We start from the raw sequence: 14,418 nt of genomic DNA on the forward strand, positions 1-14,418 counted from the left end.
CGGGGTTGGGCGGGCAGGTTACGCCGTCTCGCGCACCGCACGCACGAGAATGCGTAGCCCGTCGTCCAATTCCTCGGGGGTAATCGTCAGCGCCGGGAGAAGCTTCACGACCTCGCTCTCGGGGCCGGAGGTCTCGATGAGCAGTCCGAGTTCGAAGGCGCGGCGGGCGACACGGTTAGCGCGCTGCTTGTCGTGGAACTCAAGTCCCCAGACCAGGCCACGACCTCGATACTCCTTGCAGCCCTCCGTGCGGATCTCGGTCAGTGCCTCCAGGACCTGTTCGCCCCGGGCGCAGATCTGCTTCTCCATCGACGAGCTGTCGGCCCAGTACGTCTCCAAGGCCGCGGTGGCCGTGACGAACGCCGGGTTGTTGCCACGGAACGTGCCGTTGTGCTCGCCCGGTTCCCACACGTCGAGCTCCGGCTTGAACAAGCAGAGAGACATGGGGAGACCGTAGCCGCTGATGGACTTGGACACCGTCACGATGTCCGGCACGATTCCCGCCTCCTCGAACGAGAAGAACGTACCGGTACGACCGCAGCCCATCTGGATGTCGTCGACGATGAGGAGCATGTCCCAGCGCTCGCACACCTCGACGAGCCTGCGCAGCCACCCGACACGGGCGACATTGACGCCACCCTCGCCCTGCACGGTCTCGACGATCACAGCGGCGGGCTGGTTGAGGCCCGAGCCCTGGTCCGCCAAGAGCCGCTCGAACCAGATGAAGTCCGGGGTCTTGCCGTCGAGGTACTGGTCGAAGGGCATCGGAGTGCCGTGGACCAGCGGGATTCCGGCGCCCGCCCGCTTGAAGGCGTTGCCGGTGACTGCCAGCGAGCCGAGTGACATACCGTGGAAGGCGTTCGTGAACGACACGATCGACTCGCGGCCCTTGACCTTGCGGGCCAGTTTCAGCGCCGCCTCCACGGCGTTGGTACCCGTCGGCCCCGGAAACATGACCTTGTAGGGAAGGCTCCGCGGACGGAGCACGATGTTCTGGAACGAGGTCAGGAAGGTCCGCTTCGCGGTCGTCGACATGTCCAGGCCGTGTACGACGCCGTCGCGCTCCAGGTAGTCGACCAGCGCGCGTTTCAACACGGCGTTGTTGTGTCCATAGTTGAGGGAACCCGCCCCGGCGAAGAAGTCGAGGTACTGGTGACCGTCCTCGTCGTACATGTGGCTGCCCTTCGCGCGGTCGAAGACCGTGGGCCACGCGCGGCAGTAGCTGCGAACCTCTGACTCCAGGGATTCGAAGATGCTCAGGTCAGGCTGGGTGATGGTCATGGCACCGCTCTCTCAGGAGGACAGGGGGGCGATGTGGTAAAGGACTTCGGGTTCCTGTGCCGTGCCGTCAGGGAAGTGCTTGTCGTTGAAGAGGTCCTCAGGTCTCACCACGGCTCCATGGCGCTCGGCGAAGGATGTGAACAGCCGCTTCGACGCGGTGTTGGTGGGGGTGATCGTGGTTTCGACGGCGCTTAGTCCGTGCGCCTGGACGGTTCGCATGGTCAGTTCGTCGAGCAAGGCGCCGGCCAGGCGCCGGCCGCGGTGTGCCGCGTCCACAGCTATCTGCCAGACCAGCAGTGTGTGCTGTCGCTCGGGGCGCAGGTAGCCAGTGACGAACCCGACCGGCTCGTCCCGGCCGTCGCACACCACCAGGGATGTGCCGGCGAAGTCACGGCACCACAACAGATAGCTGTACGGCGAGTTCAGAGCGAGGACCTTCGAGTCACGGGCGATGCGCCATAACGCGGCGCCGTCCTCGACTCTCGGGGGGCGGATCGTGAACTCCGCTGCGGAGCCGGAGTGGTCACCCGCCGATCGTTTCAGCGAGGACTTTCCGATCGGTGCGTTCGCGGGCATGGGGGTGGACCTGACCTCTCTCAGGGTTCCTTGGGGCTGCGAGAACCGCGTCCTACCTAGCAGGTTCCTCGTCAATGCGGCGGCGAGGGTGGGCGGGCGGACACATGTCTGGGTTGCCTGGCGCCGCGCACAATGCGCTTGTCGCTCATTCGGCAGACCTCTCGCCGCTCATTCCAATCTACAGATCATGGATCTTCTGCATAGGCTTTAATTGCTCAAGGAATGGCTTGATCATGAGGGAGTCTGCAAAGGCGCCAGTTTTCCTGAAATTTCGACCGAACCGGACTCGTGTCGGGAGCTCGCCTCTTATTCATGGCCCATCAGGTCACCCAAAATATGCACTGTTGCACGTGAATTCAGCCCCGGCCGGTGAGTTATCACGGGCCGATCCCGACCGGCCACCACCCTGCTGAAGTGCCGATATAAGCGCTGCGGGGCGTGGTGGCGGCGAAGTCCGGGGAGGGTGGGATCCAGTCAGATGGCTGACAGTCTGTTGACAGTGAATCGGCTTCCGATGTTAGTTTCGTGGGGCATTGATTGCCGGGTTAGGAGTATCAGTTCGATATGCACCGTTCGGAGATATCGATTGACCTGGATGCAATTAGAAGTAACGTTCGACAGGTTCTCGGCATCATCGGCGCCAGTGAGCTCTGGGCCGTCGTGAAGGCGAATGCGTATGGGCACGGTGCCGTTCTCGTGGCCCAAGCGGCCTTGGATGCCGGGGCGAAGGCCCTGTGCGTTGCGACTGTTGGGGAAGGGGAGGAGTTACGCCGTCATCACCCTGGTGCGCGCATCGTCGTCATGGGACCGGTCCACCCTCGGGAAGTGGCAGACGCGAAGGCGAGTCGGTTGGAGTGCATGGCCTACGACGATGCCAGTCTGAGAGTCCTGGCCCGTGAGGTGTCGGTACACATCAAGGTCAACCTCGGCTTGAACAGATGGGGGTTCACACAGTTACCCAAGGCGCTCCCCTCCTCCGTCGTGGGACTGTTCGGGCAGTTCTCACACGCTCACTCCGACCGCCGACTGACACTGAAGCAGTTGGACGAGTTCACGACCCATGCCGAGTCGATGCCGGGTGGCATCCGGCATGTGGCGAACAGCTGTGCCACGCTCGACCTGCCCAGCAGCCATCTGGATGCGGTCCGTTGTGGCAGCTCACTGTTGGGACTCTCGCTGTCCGCCAGCGCATCGCAGAGGGTCGACTTGCAGCCCGCGCTGCGTTGGACGAGCTATCTGGCACAGACCAGACGGCTGGTGCCGGGAGAGGTGGTCGGCTACGACGCCACGTTCGCCGCCAAAACCCCCATGCTGATGGGTGTCGTACCCGTCGGCTACGGAGATGGCTTCTCGGGCCGCCTCACGGGTACCACCGTTCTGGTGGGTGATGAGCCCGCGCAGGTCATCGGAGCCGTCTCATCCGATGCCTTTGCCGTCGCGCTCCCGATGGCAGCGCCCGTCGGCACTCCGGTGACACTCGTCGGAGACGGTATCCGTCTCGAAGACCATCTCGCCTTCGCGCACATGACCAACTGGGAGTTGTGCACCGCGCTGCCCAGCGACCACCAGCGAGTTTATCGTCGAGCCGCTTGAGGCACTGATACGAGGAGGAACGGAAGCATGCACGTAGGAGTACTCGCCGGAGGCCCCAGCCCGGAAGGCGAAGGGTCTTTCCTGTCCGCCGAATCAGCGAGCAAGGCCCTGGGAGATCTGGGGCATACCAGTGAACTGATCGACCTGTCGGAGCCCGGATTCTGGTCGCGGCTCAAGAAGGTGGACGCGGGTTTCATCGCAGGCCATGGATGGTACGCAGAAGATGGAAAGCTGCAGGGTTTGTTAGAGGTGCTCGGCGTTCCCTACACCGGTCCGGGAGTCCTGGCGAGCGCCCTGGGGATGCACAAACCGACATTCAAGCAGCTGCTTGTTGGCAAAGGGATCCCGACGCTTCCGTGGGCTTCCCTCACCAAGGCGGCGAGTCGTGAAGAGATCGCCAAAGTCATCGACCGACTGGGCCTTCCACTGTTCGCCAAACCCGCTTCCAATGGGGAAAGTTTTGAAGCCGGCATCATCAGGAGTATGGATGACCTACAGGAACTGCTCACATCCGATGGATTGTACTCGTCCCATGAGTACATTGTGGAGCCGTTCGCGACCGGCAACACTCTCACCATTGGTATCTTGCAGGACGGTGACCGACTGATACCCCTGCCCGTGCTGGAAGCCGTTTCACACAACGAGTTCTACGACGCCGAGTCCAAGCAGAATCCGGACCTTCACGAATATCTCTGCCCAGCTCCCGTCGCCCCGCACATCACCGATCGGATCACCGAGTTGGCGCTGCTGGCCTGGCAAGCCTGCGGTTGTCATGGGATTTCCCGCTTCGACTTCATGCTCAACGAACAAGGGCCTGTGATGCTGGAGATGAACACCGTGCCAGGGCTTACCCGTCAGGGAAACCTGGCGGCCATGGCGGAGGCGTCCGGCCTCGGCTTCAACCGAATCATTGAACTCATGCTGAACAGTGCCTCCAACCGGCCCACCTACTGCCCGTGACACCGGCCGAATCCACGCGGCCCGCCACAGCGCGGGTCCGTGGGTGGGCTCGTACCTGGGGATCCGGATTCAACCGGACCTTCTGGGCGGTGTGGGCGGCGCTGCTGGCCAATCAGCTCGGCTGCATGGCCATCCCGTTCCTCGGCTACTACCTCACCCAGGACCAGGGCCTGTCCGTTGCCGCAGCCGGAATCATCCTGACGGCCTGCGGAATCGGAGGAGTCGCCTCGCAGTGGGCCGGAGGGCTCCTCGTCGACCGCTTTGGATACCGGGCGACTCTGGTCGGTGGCATGATTGCGGCCGGCGTTGCGCTCTTCGCTCTGGGGCTCAGTCAGAACATTTACCTCATCGGCTTCTTCGCGTTCCTTGCTGGGGCGTCCGGTGAACTGTGGCGGCCGGCTTCGGCCGCCATGGTCGCCCATTTCTTCAAGCAAGATCAACTACCCAGAGCCTATGGAATGCTCTTCTGGGCCGTGAATCTCGGATACGGCTTCTCGATGGTGCTCGGCGGTGTGCTGACGCGCCACGGGTTCACCCTGATCTTCGTCATCAACATCGTCACCTGCCTGCTGGGCGCCGTGTTGGCATGGCGAGCGCTGCCCGCCAGCGGGCGGAGGAATGGAAAAGCTGAGGCGACCTCGGGTAGTTATGGAGACGTACTCCGTGACCGACTCATGGTGGCCTACCTGGCGGCGACGTTCTGCTACGCGATCGTGTTCCGGCAGGCAGGTACGACACTGCCCCTGGCCATGAAGGTGGACGGGCTTTCGTCATCCACCTTCGGATTCATCATGGCGATCAACGCTGTGATCATCGTCATCGTGCAGCCGCTGCTCTTGCCCACGATCGGCAAGTTGCGCGAGAGCACCGTCCTCATCACGGGCACCGTGCTCATCGGCATAGGGTTCGGAGCCACAGCGTTCGTGTCATCCCCAGCCGGCTACACCGTGACGGTCGGGGTCTGGTCGCTCGGCGAAATCGCAGTCTTCTGCGTCAACCAGGCCATTGTGGCGCATCTGGCACCAGAACACCTCCGCGGTCGCTACTACGGCCTGTACGGCATGGCCTGGGCCGGAGCGATGCTCGCAGCACCGCTCCTGGGCACCCGCCTCCTGGAACACAGTGCGTCCCTTTTGTGGACGGTCTGCGCCGTGCTGTGCTTCATTGCGGTGGCAGCGCAAATGGCTACCGCTTCAAGGATTCTCCGGCGCCAAGGATGACACCTCGACCGGCATAGAATTTTTCCAGCTTGTCCCACGGCACCCGAACGTACTGCTGTGATGTGGCTGCGAATCCAGAGGGGTTATGGATCACCAGATGGTCCGCCGTGGCTCCGATTCCCAGCACCAGATGTCCCCCGGTATGCGAGGGCGCACTGTTGAGATGACGAATGGACGGATTGACGGACAGCATCACAAGCTGCCCACTGGCCAGGATCGACGGAATTTCGGAGGCCATGAGCTGGGGACGTACCTTCGCGACCAGCCCGAAACGATCCTCGACCCATGAGGCGAACGGCGCATAGATGAGTCCCCGCAAGCCATCGTCCTGCTTGACGTAGCCGCCTGCCGCCATGCAGTCGGTCGCCAGCTCCATCGCGGGCGGCACCGAGTGCCCGAAGTGCTCCAGTGCCATGCGCAGACATGCCATTCCGCAGAGTCGCCAGGACCACCACTCGTACTCTTCCGGGCTGATTGCTCCATAGTCGGGCCAATTCGGATCCGCACGTGCCGAGATCTGGCCCGTCACGATGTCTTCCACCAGGTGGGGAGAGACCCACTGTGCGTAGTAGGGGACCGAATGCACGGTGGCGATCACGTTGCCCATGGCTGGAGATCCTATCGGGTGCAACACATCGCCAGCGCCGGGCCCGTCTCAGGGGCTCGGAGACATCTTCGTGGTCCGGAGCGAGCGCAGGTGAGGTACTGGACATCGTGGTGTCCGGCAGCATTCGCTACGGCGTGGTCGAGTTGGCCGTGCCCCTCATGATCGTGCTGGGGCACGAGTCCTGTGGCGCGGTGAAGAGGGCGCTACGGGTGGTCGACACGGATCCAACACTGCCGCCGATGCCGAGCCCTCAGCGGCACCTGGTCGACCAGATCACCCTGACTGTGAACCGCGACCCGAACATTCCGGAGCGGCTGAACAAGGCGATCGACCCCAACGTCCGGATGATCCGGAACACGATTCTCACGGAGGGGCCATGTCGTCGTCGGTGATCCCGGCCGAGGAGCGCCGTACGTCGTCGACGAGAGTGCCGCACAGGCGGGCGGGGGTGGAAAGGGTACGGCCTGACAGGCGGAGCATGGGGTCGTAGAAGGTGCCGGACGCGTCCCGGGCCTCCGAGAGGCCGTCGGTGTAGAGGAGCAGGGTCACGTCCGGGGGAATACCCAGATGTCCGGCTGGTGTGATGACGGGGCGAGGTCGGAGAGCCCGAGCGACAGTCGGAAGACGGTGGGCGTGAGGGCGGGAATGTTCCCGTCCCTGGTCGGGAGCAGTGGTGCGGGGTGGCCACAGTTGAGTACCCGTACAACCCGGTGGTCGGGCGAGATCTCGGCGAGGACACAGGTGACGAAGGTTTCCTGGTCGTAGCCGCCGTCCCCTTCCGCGCGCGATCGCGTTCCAGCGCTCTTTCCAGGCGGGTGGCCACCTCGGCACAGTCGGAGGACGAGGGGCGACCCGTGTGGATGACGACCGTCTCTCCGCGTTCTGAATCACGTACAAGAAACGGGACGATGTGCCCCTGGGGCAGGGTCGTCTGTCTATCGTTGGTGCGGGCCCCCGTGGCTTCGGGCAGCGTGATTCACTCATGGCGTCGTCGCGCGACCCCTCAATGCGCTGGAAGTGAAATATGTCCGAATCTTCGGAAGTTGACAAAAACAGGCATCCGTCGAGGTAAAATCGCAGGTCGCGAAGGGTGGTCCCCGCGCACGCGGGGGTGTTCCCGGCCGGAACGGTGTCGGCGTAGGCGGCCAGACGTGGTCCCCGCGCACGCGGGGGTGTTCCCTCCGCGCGGCCGAAGGAGGCCAGCCGTGATCCGTGGTCCCCGCGCACGCGGGGGTGTTCCCTCGCGCCACAGTTCGGCTTCGGTGCGCCGGACGTGGTCCCCGCGCACGCGGGGGTGTTCCCGGCCCCTTCGCGGGATGTGGCCAGCACTTCCGGCAGTGCCGGGTTGTCGATCGCGGCGACGGGGAAGACGGGCGGCTTCGCGCCCCGGCGGGCGGGTCCGGTCGGTGCTGGTTCGCCGGCGAGCATCCTTCCTCATGTCGTCAGTGAGATCCGGTAGATCCGCGCGGAGGACTTCGCGATGCCCGTGCCGGTGAGGTACTGCTCGACCGCCGCGGTGTACGACGCGGGCGGGGCGGACAGGGGCACCACCCGGGCGCGCGGCAGCCGGAGCGCGCCCCCGCTGCCGATTTCGGTCACCGGTTCGATCGTCATGCCCACTCCACCCTTCCGGCACTGCCGCAGTAAATGCGTACACCTCACCCCGGCAGCCGGAATGGTCCGCCGCAGGTCGCGCTGATCACGGTAGGGGCTCAGCCGCAGCAAATCCGGTATCTACCGCGGTAGATCTTCCGGTCCCCGCTGGGCGGCTGCGGTGAGCTGGGCGGCCAGATCCTTGAGCGCCTGCCGTAGTTCGTCGGGCTGGTGGATGGTGAAGGGCCACTCCAAGGAGGCGAGTACGCGGGCCATGCCGTCCAACCGTTCTGCCCGTGCGTGCATGAGAACGCCGGTGGGCTGGGCGGTGAGGGTGACCGCTGAGCGAGGCAGTCGGCGGGCGATCTCATCGAGGGGACCATGGATCGTCACCTCGACCCGCCAGCGGTAGGACCCCTGAGCGAGGCTTGAGGTCAGGTGGGCGACGGAGTCGAAGCCGTCGGGTGCGGTGAAGCTGTCGACTCGGGGGGTGACGGAGGCGATGCGGTCGATTCGGAAGGTCCGCAGGCTGTCGCGGAGGTGGTCGTGGCCGACGACGTACCAGCGGCCGGTATGGAAGACCACGCCGTAGGGGTCGATGTCGCGTTCGGTGTGTTCCTGGCGCCAGGACTGGTGGCTGATGCCGACCGTGATCCGGGCGCGGGATGCCTGGGCCAGGGCAAGTAGGACGCCGGTCCCGGGTGCCTGCCCGATTACGGCGTTGGCGGTGAATGAGAGAGCCTCCCGCATGGCGGCGAGCGGTTCTCGCATGGCGTGCGGGAGCACCCGCTCGATCTTGGCCAGGGCACCGGCACTGGCCGGTGCGGTCGTACTCATACCCAGACGTTCCGCAGCGAGCAGACCTAGTACAACGGCGAGAGCCTCGTCGTTGGTGAGGACCAGGGGTGGCATCCGGTATCCGCGGGCCAGTCGGTAGCCGCCGTAGCGGCCGCGTTCGGCCTCCACGGGGATGCCCAGTTCCCGCAGGTGGGCGGTGTACCGGCGCACCGTGCGGACGTCAGTATCCAGGCGGTCTGCCAGCTCTGCCCCGGTGAGTCGGGAGTTTGACTGGAGGAGTTCCAGCAGGGTCAGCACACGTGTCAGGGGATGCGACATGGATCACTCAACATTTCAGGGCGGATTCTGTCCTGTATCGACTCTACGCTCCGAGCAGCACCTCACTTCAGGGAGATCACATGGCCACCTTCGTACTCGTTCCCGGCGCCTGGCTCGGGGCGTGGGCCTGGGAAGACACCGCCCGCGCTCTGCGAGAGCGCGGCCACACAGCGCTGCCGCTGACACTGACCGGCCTGGCCGAACACGCAGACCAGGGTGGACCCCAGACGGACCTGGACACGCACATCGCGGACATCACGGGATTCGTCGAGCGGAACGATCTGCGCGACGTCACGCTGGTCGCCCACAGCCACGCGGCTGCCCCGGTGACCGGGGCGGCCGGACGTCTCGGCGACCGGCTGGAGCGCGTGGTCTATGTGGACAGCGCCCCGTTCGCCGCGGGCATGTGCATGCTCGACCTCATGCCACCGCAGGCAGCGGACGAGCTGCGCCAGCAGGTCGCCGCTTCTGGCGACGGGTGGCGGCTACCGATGCCGCCGATTGAGGTCCTGGGCTTGTCCAGCAGCCTCGACGGGCTCGATGAGGGCCAGCGGGACGCTCTGCGCTCGCGTGCCACCCCCCAGCCGTTCGGCGCCTTTACCCAGCGTCTCGACGGCCCGGCCGAGCCCGGTCCCGGTGTAGACCGAGTCCTGGTCGCCTGCCATGACTTCACGGGACTGCTGGATGCCGGGGTGCCGACGTTGGCCTTCCTGAACCAGCCGGCATGGCGGCGCTTCGACCTGCCCACCGGGCACTGGCCGATGCTGTCCGCGCCCGCCGAACTCGCCAGCATCCTCGACAAGGCAGTCTCCTGACCGCGCTAGATGAGAGGCACAGCCCGATGCATGACCACGAAAGCCTCAGCAGGCTGCGGGCCCACGCCCAGGCCCTGGCCGGCGGAGCACGGGAGACATCTGCGGAGGCGGTCGTCCGACGGGTCTTCGCCATCCAGTCCCAGGACGCCACGGCCGCCGCCCTGGGTATCCGGGTACGCGGCCGGGACGTCACCGCCCAGGCCATCCGTACTGCATACGAGGACGAGCGGAGCATCGTCCGCAACTGGTACATGCGCGGCACCCTGCACACCATCCCCAGCGAAGACGCCCGCTGGGTGTTGCAGTTGCTGTCCCCGCGGATTCTTGCCGCAACCAGCCGTCGCTACCAGCAGCTGGGCCTGGACGACGATCTGCGCCAGCGCGCCGACCAACTGATCCGGCGCAATCTTGCCGCGCACGGCCCGCTTACCCGAGCCGAGCTGACCGAACACCTCACCACCCTCGGTATCTCGCCGGACGGGCAGGCGCCTTTCCACCTGATCCGCCACGCGGCACTCACTGGCGTCCTCTGTCACGGCCCGCAGCGCACCGGTGAGGCCACGTATGTACTGCTCGACGACTGGCTGCCCACCACCGGGGGCGCACAGTGGGAAGGAGACTCTGCCCTCGCCGAGCTGGCCCATTGCTATCTGGCCGCGCACGCCCCCGCCACCCTGGAGGACTTCGCCGCCTGGTCCGGGCTGCCAGTCACCTGGGCCCGCAGGGCCTGGAAAATGCTGGCGGAATCCGGCGCGATCACCGTGCACGGCGCGTTGACCATGCTCGCTGGGCGGGTGGAACCACCGATGGGTACACCCGACGCCCCAGACGTTCGCATGCTGCCCGCCTACGACAACTACCTGGTCGGCTACCGCACCCGCGAGGCGTCCGTCCCCGCTCTCCACCAGGCCAGCGTCTGGCCAGGAGGCGGAACCATCCGGCCCACCGTCATCGCCGACGGACTGGCCATCGCCACCTGGACTTGTGGCTCCGGCTCGCGCTCCATCCAGGTGGATGCGTTCGAACCTGTCCCGCATCAGATCGAGCAGGGAATCAACATGGAGAAGGAGGCCGTCGTCCTCTTTCTGCAGCCCACCGCATAGCCGACTCGCATCCCGATCTCACATATGAGGCGGCCACGTAGGCGAGAATGTTGGGTCAAGCGGCCTGACCGAGGCCGTCGGCGGTCAGACCCTGCTCACGCAGTGGGTGAAAGTCAACGTCGAGCTTCGGGTCGTAAGCGTCGGGCTGGATGCCTAGTTCGTGCGTGCTGTATTCGCCGAACTTCTCTACCCAGTGCGGGTGTTGTCGCATGTGATGTTGCACAGCGCCCGCGCTGCCGGCCCCCGCCGAGGATCTTCCCCAGGCCCGAACCCCGGTGGTGCTGAACCAGCCGGTGAAACCCGGCACCGACGCGGCCATCCTGTCGGTGTTCGCCGAGGACCGGTGGGAGCTGACACCCGCCTTCTCGAAGAGCACGTCGCGGCGACCAGCCTGAACTTCGCCGCGGTCCCCGCGCCATTGCGGCGGATGGCCAAGAACTACGTGTGGCAGCTGCTGAACTGCCCGGCCCCGCCCGCTCTGCGGCGCTTCACCCGCACCCGCCTCGCCGTCCGCTCCGTCGTGTCGATGTTCCCCTCGCTGACCGCGTTCCTGATCTGGCTGGATGTCCGCGACATCTGCGCACTGGCCGACATCCGCCATGCCGACCTGGACGCTTACCTCTCCGACCTGCGCGAGAGCGGCCCGTCCCGCGGCACCCTGGGCGAACGGATCATTACCGTCCGGCGACTGTGGGCCTGGCGCAACGTGCTGCCGACCGGGGACCGACTCCCCGAGTCGCCGCCCTGGCAGGGGGCGGACGCCGATGAGCCGATCGGCAGGAAACCGCGCGGCGGGGAGAACCGAACTCCGCGCATCCCGTCGGCGACCATCGGCCGGCTGCTGCTGTGGTCCCTGCGGTTCGTCCACGAATTCGCCGACGACATCCTCGCCGTCCGGGACGAGTACGCAGCCCTCCGCCCCGCGCAGTTTCACCGCCCGGCATCGGCGCGGCGGTCACCAGGACCCGCGCACCCCCGCCATGTTCCATGTCGATCTGGAGTCGCTGCTGCGGCGCATGGCCTGCGAGTGCGCGGCCCTCCCGGGCAAGCCCGGCCCGACGGCCAGCCGGTCCTCGACCGCCGGCACCTCGCCCGGATGTTGAACTGCCCCACCCACTGGCTCAAGCGCAACGCGAACAAGGCGGCCCTGGCCACCTGCGGCCTGCCCATCGCGGACGCCGCCTACCTGAGTGCCCCGATCCGCGGCCGGTTCGACGGCCGGCCTTGGAGACCGCATCCGATCACCTTCGCCGAGGCCCCGCATCTGATCCGCCACCTATCCACAGCCTGCGCGGTCATCGTCACCTACCTCTCGGGGGGCCAGACCCGGGGAAGTGCTCGCCCTGCGTCGCGGCTGCATCCGTCACGACGCCACCACTGGCCTCTGGCTGATGCAGGGCCGCAGATGGAAGGGCGCCATCGACGTGCGCGGCACCAAGAACCCCGAGGGCGAGGAACGCACTGACCCGTGGGTGGTGGTCCGCCAGATCGCCGATGCGATGTCCGTTCTGGAACGGCTCCACGACCGGGACCTGCTGTTTCCGACCACTCTCTTCGACACCCCGCTCACCGATGCCCTGGCGCGCGAACGGCTCGGCAAAGACCGCACCACCCAGGTCCTCACCCATCACATCAACTCGTTCACCGCCTGGATCGACGACTACTGCACGCTCACCGGCCGGGACGAGCGCGTCCCGCCCGATCCCAGCTGAAGGCCGCCGACGCCGAACGGCAGACGCTGACCGAGTACTACGCGCAGGTCATCAATGAGCTCTCCACGGAGTTGGAGCGTGTCACCTCAGATCGGGATGAACTGCTCGGGAACGTCCGTTCGATCGCCCTGGCGCCAAGCCGCAGATCGACTGATTGACCGCACCTGTCGGCGGTCAAGTTGAGCGACAATCGTCTTTCCCCGGGGCCAGCCATGCCCTGATGAGATCGAAGTATCGAGTGGACATCCAGGACTCAGTCGACAACTACGCCAGTGCCATTGAGCACTGCGACAACCTGATAGCAGTCCATCGATCGGCAGGCAATGGCGGCCGTGGTCGTCGGACCACCGAAACCTCGGTCAACCGCGGGACGATCGTTCTTGCCGTTGCTGCCTGGCAGGCATTCATTCAAGACGTTGCCCAAGCGCTGCGCGATGCAGCGCTTGCTGAGCTAAGCAACGTCTCAGGAGCACATCTGCTCGTCACCGCCATGGGCCAGTGGGAACGCGACTTCAACTCGGCGCTGGAGAAATTTTCCACGCCTGATCCGGAGAAGTCCCGGGTGTTGCTCAAACGGGTCGGCTTTGATCCTCGCCCCAGTTGGACCTGGGTCCAGAACGGTGGACAGGGCACCACAGCTGTCACGGTGGAGCCGAAACACGTGGACGAGGTGATCAAGCAGTGGCTTCGAGTCCGCCACGACATTGCTCACGGTCACGCAACCATCCACTCGCTGGCCGTCCTGACAGCTGTCCGCGACCCCAGGTCTTCGCAGAAAGCCAAGGCCGCCCCGACCTTGCGGCTTACCGATGCGATTGACTGCGTCGGGTTCTTCAGCGCCATCGTCCGACTCACAGCAGCCGAGGCAGCTAGGCACCTTGGAGTGCGTGCGCCTACCTGGCAGACGCTTCCCAAGCTCAAACTCGGACTACACGTCTCGCACCTCTAGCACTCGCCGGGACGGCCTGCATCATGCCGAGATCTTCGGTCTGAACGAGGTTCATGCGCGGTGATCAACCGCTTGAACCGCGGATACGCGGTACGTTCAATCGATGTCACAACCCACCCAGGTCCCAGACGACGCTCAACATCACCACCGACGACACTGAGTCGAATGGGTGACAGCCGACGGGCGATCAGGGCTTCAAGATCATCTCGTTGCCCCTTTGGCGTGTATCTCGGCCACACCCTCGCGTAGGTGGAGCGGACGTCCCTCCGCTCTCGCGGCACGGACAGCGCCGTCCTCCTTCGACCCACGCGGACGACAGACAGCACCTGGCGCGCGAGGCCGACAACGCCCAGCCTGGAGCTCACACGCTCGCCACCCAGCTAACGTCGGCGTCCAACAGACACGACAAGCTCGGACAACTGGCCACCCACGGCGCAACTGCGACCTACTCGGACCGGCCCGACTACCCGCTGCTCACGCCACCAGCACATACTCGATGGTGCGCTCCCGGACCCATGGCAGCGGCCGCAGTCACGACGACGACAGCCACACTGTTCAGGCTTGTACCAACGGCGCCCCCGCTCGGTCTGGTACGCCTCCTGAGTCTCCGCCTGAGTGTCACATAGTGCGGCAAAACCGAACGCAAACGCCGCCGCGACAAGCTCGTCGAACGACCCTCGCGGGGCGGGGAGGACGGCCCGGCTAGCGTCCGGCTCCGCGTCCCAGAGGAGCTACCCCCGCGCGGGCGAGGCGGACCTTCACGACCTGCGGTGTTGTCACGTGATCATGCTGTTTTGCTTTATGGGTGCCGGTCGTCATCCTTGACGTTGTGGGGAATGACGATTGGCATCGGAGTGCCGCCGACCGCGCGGCTATGTCAGTCCCCAGGGCTA

17 protein-coding genes and 1 CRISPR repeat array are annotated in these 14,418 nt (G+C 65.5%); of the genes, 9 read left to right on the forward strand and 8 right to left on the reverse strand.

What is annotated here, in order from left to right:
• Positions 1–18 precede the first annotated feature (18 nt).
• Both ectB and ectA read right to left on the reverse strand, forming a co-directional pair.
• Positions 19–1,281 (reverse strand): diaminobutyrate--2-oxoglutarate transaminase, encoded by a 1,263-nt coding sequence (ectB, locus tag ACH4S7_RS19445; protein WP_398522447.1) that lies wholly within the window; start codon positions 1,279–1,281, stop codon positions 19–21.
• Positions 1,282–1,293: 12 nt separating this feature from the next.
• Positions 1,294–1,857 carry a diaminobutyrate acetyltransferase gene (gene ectA, locus ACH4S7_RS19450; protein ID WP_398522448.1) on the reverse strand — a complete coding sequence of 188 codons (564 nt, stop codon included), beginning with the start codon at positions 1,855–1,857 and terminating at the stop codon, positions 1,294–1,296.
• Between the two features lie 564 nt (positions 1,858–2,421).
• Here ectA and alr point away from each other — a divergent pair.
• From alr to ACH4S7_RS19465, 3 genes are all read left to right on the forward strand, one after another.
• Positions 2,422–3,450 carry an alanine racemase gene (alr, locus tag ACH4S7_RS19455; RefSeq protein ID WP_398522449.1) on the forward strand — a complete coding sequence of 343 codons (1,029 nt, stop codon included), beginning with the start codon at positions 2,422–2,424 and terminating at the stop codon, positions 3,448–3,450.
• Positions 3,451–3,477: 27 nt separating this feature from the next.
• Complete coding sequence (locus ACH4S7_RS19460) at positions 3,478–4,410, forward strand: D-alanine--D-alanine ligase (protein ID WP_398522450.1); 933 nt, start codon at positions 3,478–3,480, stop codon at positions 4,408–4,410.
• Positions 4,411–4,499: 89 nt separating this feature from the next.
• A complete protein-coding gene (locus tag ACH4S7_RS19465) occupies positions 4,500–5,630 on the forward strand; it encodes an MDR family MFS transporter (RefSeq protein WP_398522451.1) in 1,131 nt (376 codons plus the stop codon).
• Here ACH4S7_RS19465 and ACH4S7_RS19470 read toward each other — a convergent pair.
• Positions 5,596–6,237: a C39 family peptidase gene (locus ACH4S7_RS19470; protein WP_398522452.1), complete on the reverse strand. Its 642-nt coding sequence runs from the start codon at positions 6,235–6,237 to the stop codon at positions 5,596–5,598. The two genes, ACH4S7_RS19465 and ACH4S7_RS19470, sit on opposite strands and share 35 nt — an antisense overlap.
• Before the next feature lie 110 nt (positions 6,238–6,347).
• On the opposite strand from ACH4S7_RS19470, the gene ACH4S7_RS19475 reads away from it, so the two are divergent.
• Complete coding sequence (locus tag ACH4S7_RS19475) at positions 6,348–6,629, forward strand: carbonic anhydrase (protein ID WP_398522453.1); 282 nt, start codon at positions 6,348–6,350, stop codon at positions 6,627–6,629.
• Here the strand turns inward: ACH4S7_RS19475 and ACH4S7_RS19480 are convergent.
• The 4 genes from ACH4S7_RS19480 to ACH4S7_RS19495 all read right to left on the reverse strand — a co-directional run bounded on the left by ACH4S7_RS19480 (position 6,601) and on the right by ACH4S7_RS19495 (position 8,946).
• The gene (locus tag ACH4S7_RS19480) at positions 6,601–6,786 is read right to left on the reverse strand and encodes a SpoIIE family protein phosphatase (RefSeq protein ID WP_398522454.1); all 186 of its coding nucleotides are present in this window, start codon (positions 6,784–6,786) and stop codon (positions 6,601–6,603) included. The genes ACH4S7_RS19475 and ACH4S7_RS19480 overlap by 29 nt on opposite strands.
• Positions 6,783–7,070, reverse strand: coding sequence for a SpoIIE family protein phosphatase (locus tag ACH4S7_RS19485; protein ID WP_398522800.1), 288 nt, complete (start codon positions 7,068–7,070; stop codon positions 6,783–6,785). The genes ACH4S7_RS19480 and ACH4S7_RS19485 overlap by 4 nt, the downstream gene beginning before the upstream one ends.
• A gap of 256 nt (positions 7,071–7,326) precedes the next feature.
• Positions 7,327–7,539: a CRISPR direct-repeat array (repeat unit 29 nt; unit sequence GTGGTCCCCGCGCACGCGGGGGTGTTCCC).
• Positions 7,540–7,671: 132 nt separating this feature from the next.
• Positions 7,672–7,851: a hypothetical protein gene (locus ACH4S7_RS19490; protein ID WP_398522455.1), complete on the reverse strand. Its 180-nt coding sequence runs from the start codon at positions 7,849–7,851 to the stop codon at positions 7,672–7,674.
• Positions 7,852–7,971: 120 nt separating this feature from the next.
• The gene (locus tag ACH4S7_RS19495) at positions 7,972–8,946 is read right to left on the reverse strand and encodes a helix-turn-helix transcriptional regulator (RefSeq protein WP_398522456.1); all 975 of its coding nucleotides are present in this window, start codon (positions 8,944–8,946) and stop codon (positions 7,972–7,974) included.
• 80 nt (positions 8,947–9,026) lie between these two features.
• Between ACH4S7_RS19495 and ACH4S7_RS19500 the strand changes: the two genes are divergently transcribed.
• Together ACH4S7_RS19500 and ACH4S7_RS19505 are read left to right on the forward strand one after the other, a co-directional pair.
• Positions 9,027–9,761 carry an alpha/beta fold hydrolase gene (locus ACH4S7_RS19500; protein WP_398522457.1) on the forward strand — a complete coding sequence of 245 codons (735 nt, stop codon included), beginning with the start codon at positions 9,027–9,029 and terminating at the stop codon, positions 9,759–9,761.
• 26 nt (positions 9,762–9,787) lie between these two features.
• The gene (locus ACH4S7_RS19505) at positions 9,788–10,864 is read left to right on the forward strand and encodes a winged helix DNA-binding domain-containing protein (RefSeq protein ID WP_398522458.1); all 1,077 of its coding nucleotides are present in this window, start codon (positions 9,788–9,790) and stop codon (positions 10,862–10,864) included.
• Positions 10,865–10,919: 55 nt separating this feature from the next.
• Here the strand turns inward: ACH4S7_RS19505 and ACH4S7_RS19510 are convergent, their stop codons facing one another.
• Positions 10,920–11,183, reverse strand: coding sequence for a hypothetical protein (locus tag ACH4S7_RS19510; protein WP_398522459.1), 264 nt, complete (start codon positions 11,181–11,183; stop codon positions 10,920–10,922).
• 24 nt (positions 11,184–11,207) lie between these two features.
• On the opposite strand from ACH4S7_RS19510, the gene ACH4S7_RS19515 reads away from it, so the two are divergent.
• The 3 genes from ACH4S7_RS19515 to ACH4S7_RS19525 all read left to right on the forward strand — a co-directional run bounded on the left by ACH4S7_RS19515 (position 11,208) and on the right by ACH4S7_RS19525 (position 13,525).
• Positions 11,208–12,329, forward strand: coding sequence for a site-specific integrase (locus ACH4S7_RS19515; protein WP_398522460.1), 1,122 nt, complete (start codon positions 11,208–11,210; stop codon positions 12,327–12,329).
• Positions 12,289–12,576, forward strand: coding sequence for a hypothetical protein (locus ACH4S7_RS19520; protein ID WP_398522461.1), 288 nt, complete (start codon positions 12,289–12,291; stop codon positions 12,574–12,576). The genes ACH4S7_RS19515 and ACH4S7_RS19520 overlap by 41 nt, the downstream gene beginning before the upstream one ends.
• A 238-nt stretch (positions 12,577–12,814) precedes the next feature.
• The gene (locus ACH4S7_RS19525) at positions 12,815–13,525 is read left to right on the forward strand and encodes a hypothetical protein (protein ID WP_398522462.1); all 711 of its coding nucleotides are present in this window, start codon (positions 12,815–12,817) and stop codon (positions 13,523–13,525) included.
• Positions 13,526–14,418 lie beyond the last annotated feature (893 nt).

Origin of the sequence: Streptomyces sp. NPDC020965 (genome assembly GCF_044333555.1) — a bacterium.
Taxonomy (GTDB): domain Bacteria; phylum Actinomycetota; class Actinomycetes; order Streptomycetales; family Streptomycetaceae; genus Streptomyces.

Bases quoted from the DNA above. Each gene is read 5' to 3' on its own strand.
- ACH4S7_RS19500 (WP_398522457.1), top strand. From the start codon at position 9,027: ATGGCCACCTTCGTACTCGTTCCCGGCGCCTGGCTCGGGGCGTGGGCC.
- ACH4S7_RS19510 (WP_398522459.1), bottom strand. From the start codon at position 11,183: ATGGCCGCGTCGGTGCCGGGTTTCACCGGCTGGTTCAGCACCACCGGG.
- alr (WP_398522449.1), top strand. From the start codon at position 2,422: ATGCACCGTTCGGAGATATCGATTGACCTGGATGCAATTAGAAGTAAC.
- ACH4S7_RS19470 (WP_398522452.1), bottom strand. From the start codon at position 6,237: ATGGGCAACGTGATCGCCACCGTGCATTCGGTCCCCTACTACGCACAG.
- ectB (WP_398522447.1), bottom strand. From the start codon at position 1,281: ATGACCATCACCCAGCCTGACCTGAGCATCTTCGAATCCCTGGAGTCA.
- ectA (WP_398522448.1), bottom strand. From the start codon at position 1,857: ATGCCCGCGAACGCACCGATCGGAAAGTCCTCGCTGAAACGATCGGCG.
- ACH4S7_RS19490 (WP_398522455.1), bottom strand. From the start codon at position 7,851: ATGACGATCGAACCGGTGACCGAAATCGGCAGCGGGGGCGCGCTCCGG.
- ACH4S7_RS19505 (WP_398522458.1), top strand. From the start codon at position 9,788: ATGCATGACCACGAAAGCCTCAGCAGGCTGCGGGCCCACGCCCAGGCC.
- ACH4S7_RS19460 (WP_398522450.1), top strand. From the start codon at position 3,478: ATGCACGTAGGAGTACTCGCCGGAGGCCCCAGCCCGGAAGGCGAAGGG.
- ACH4S7_RS19495 (WP_398522456.1), bottom strand. From the start codon at position 8,946: ATGTCGCATCCCCTGACACGTGTGCTGACCCTGCTGGAACTCCTCCAG.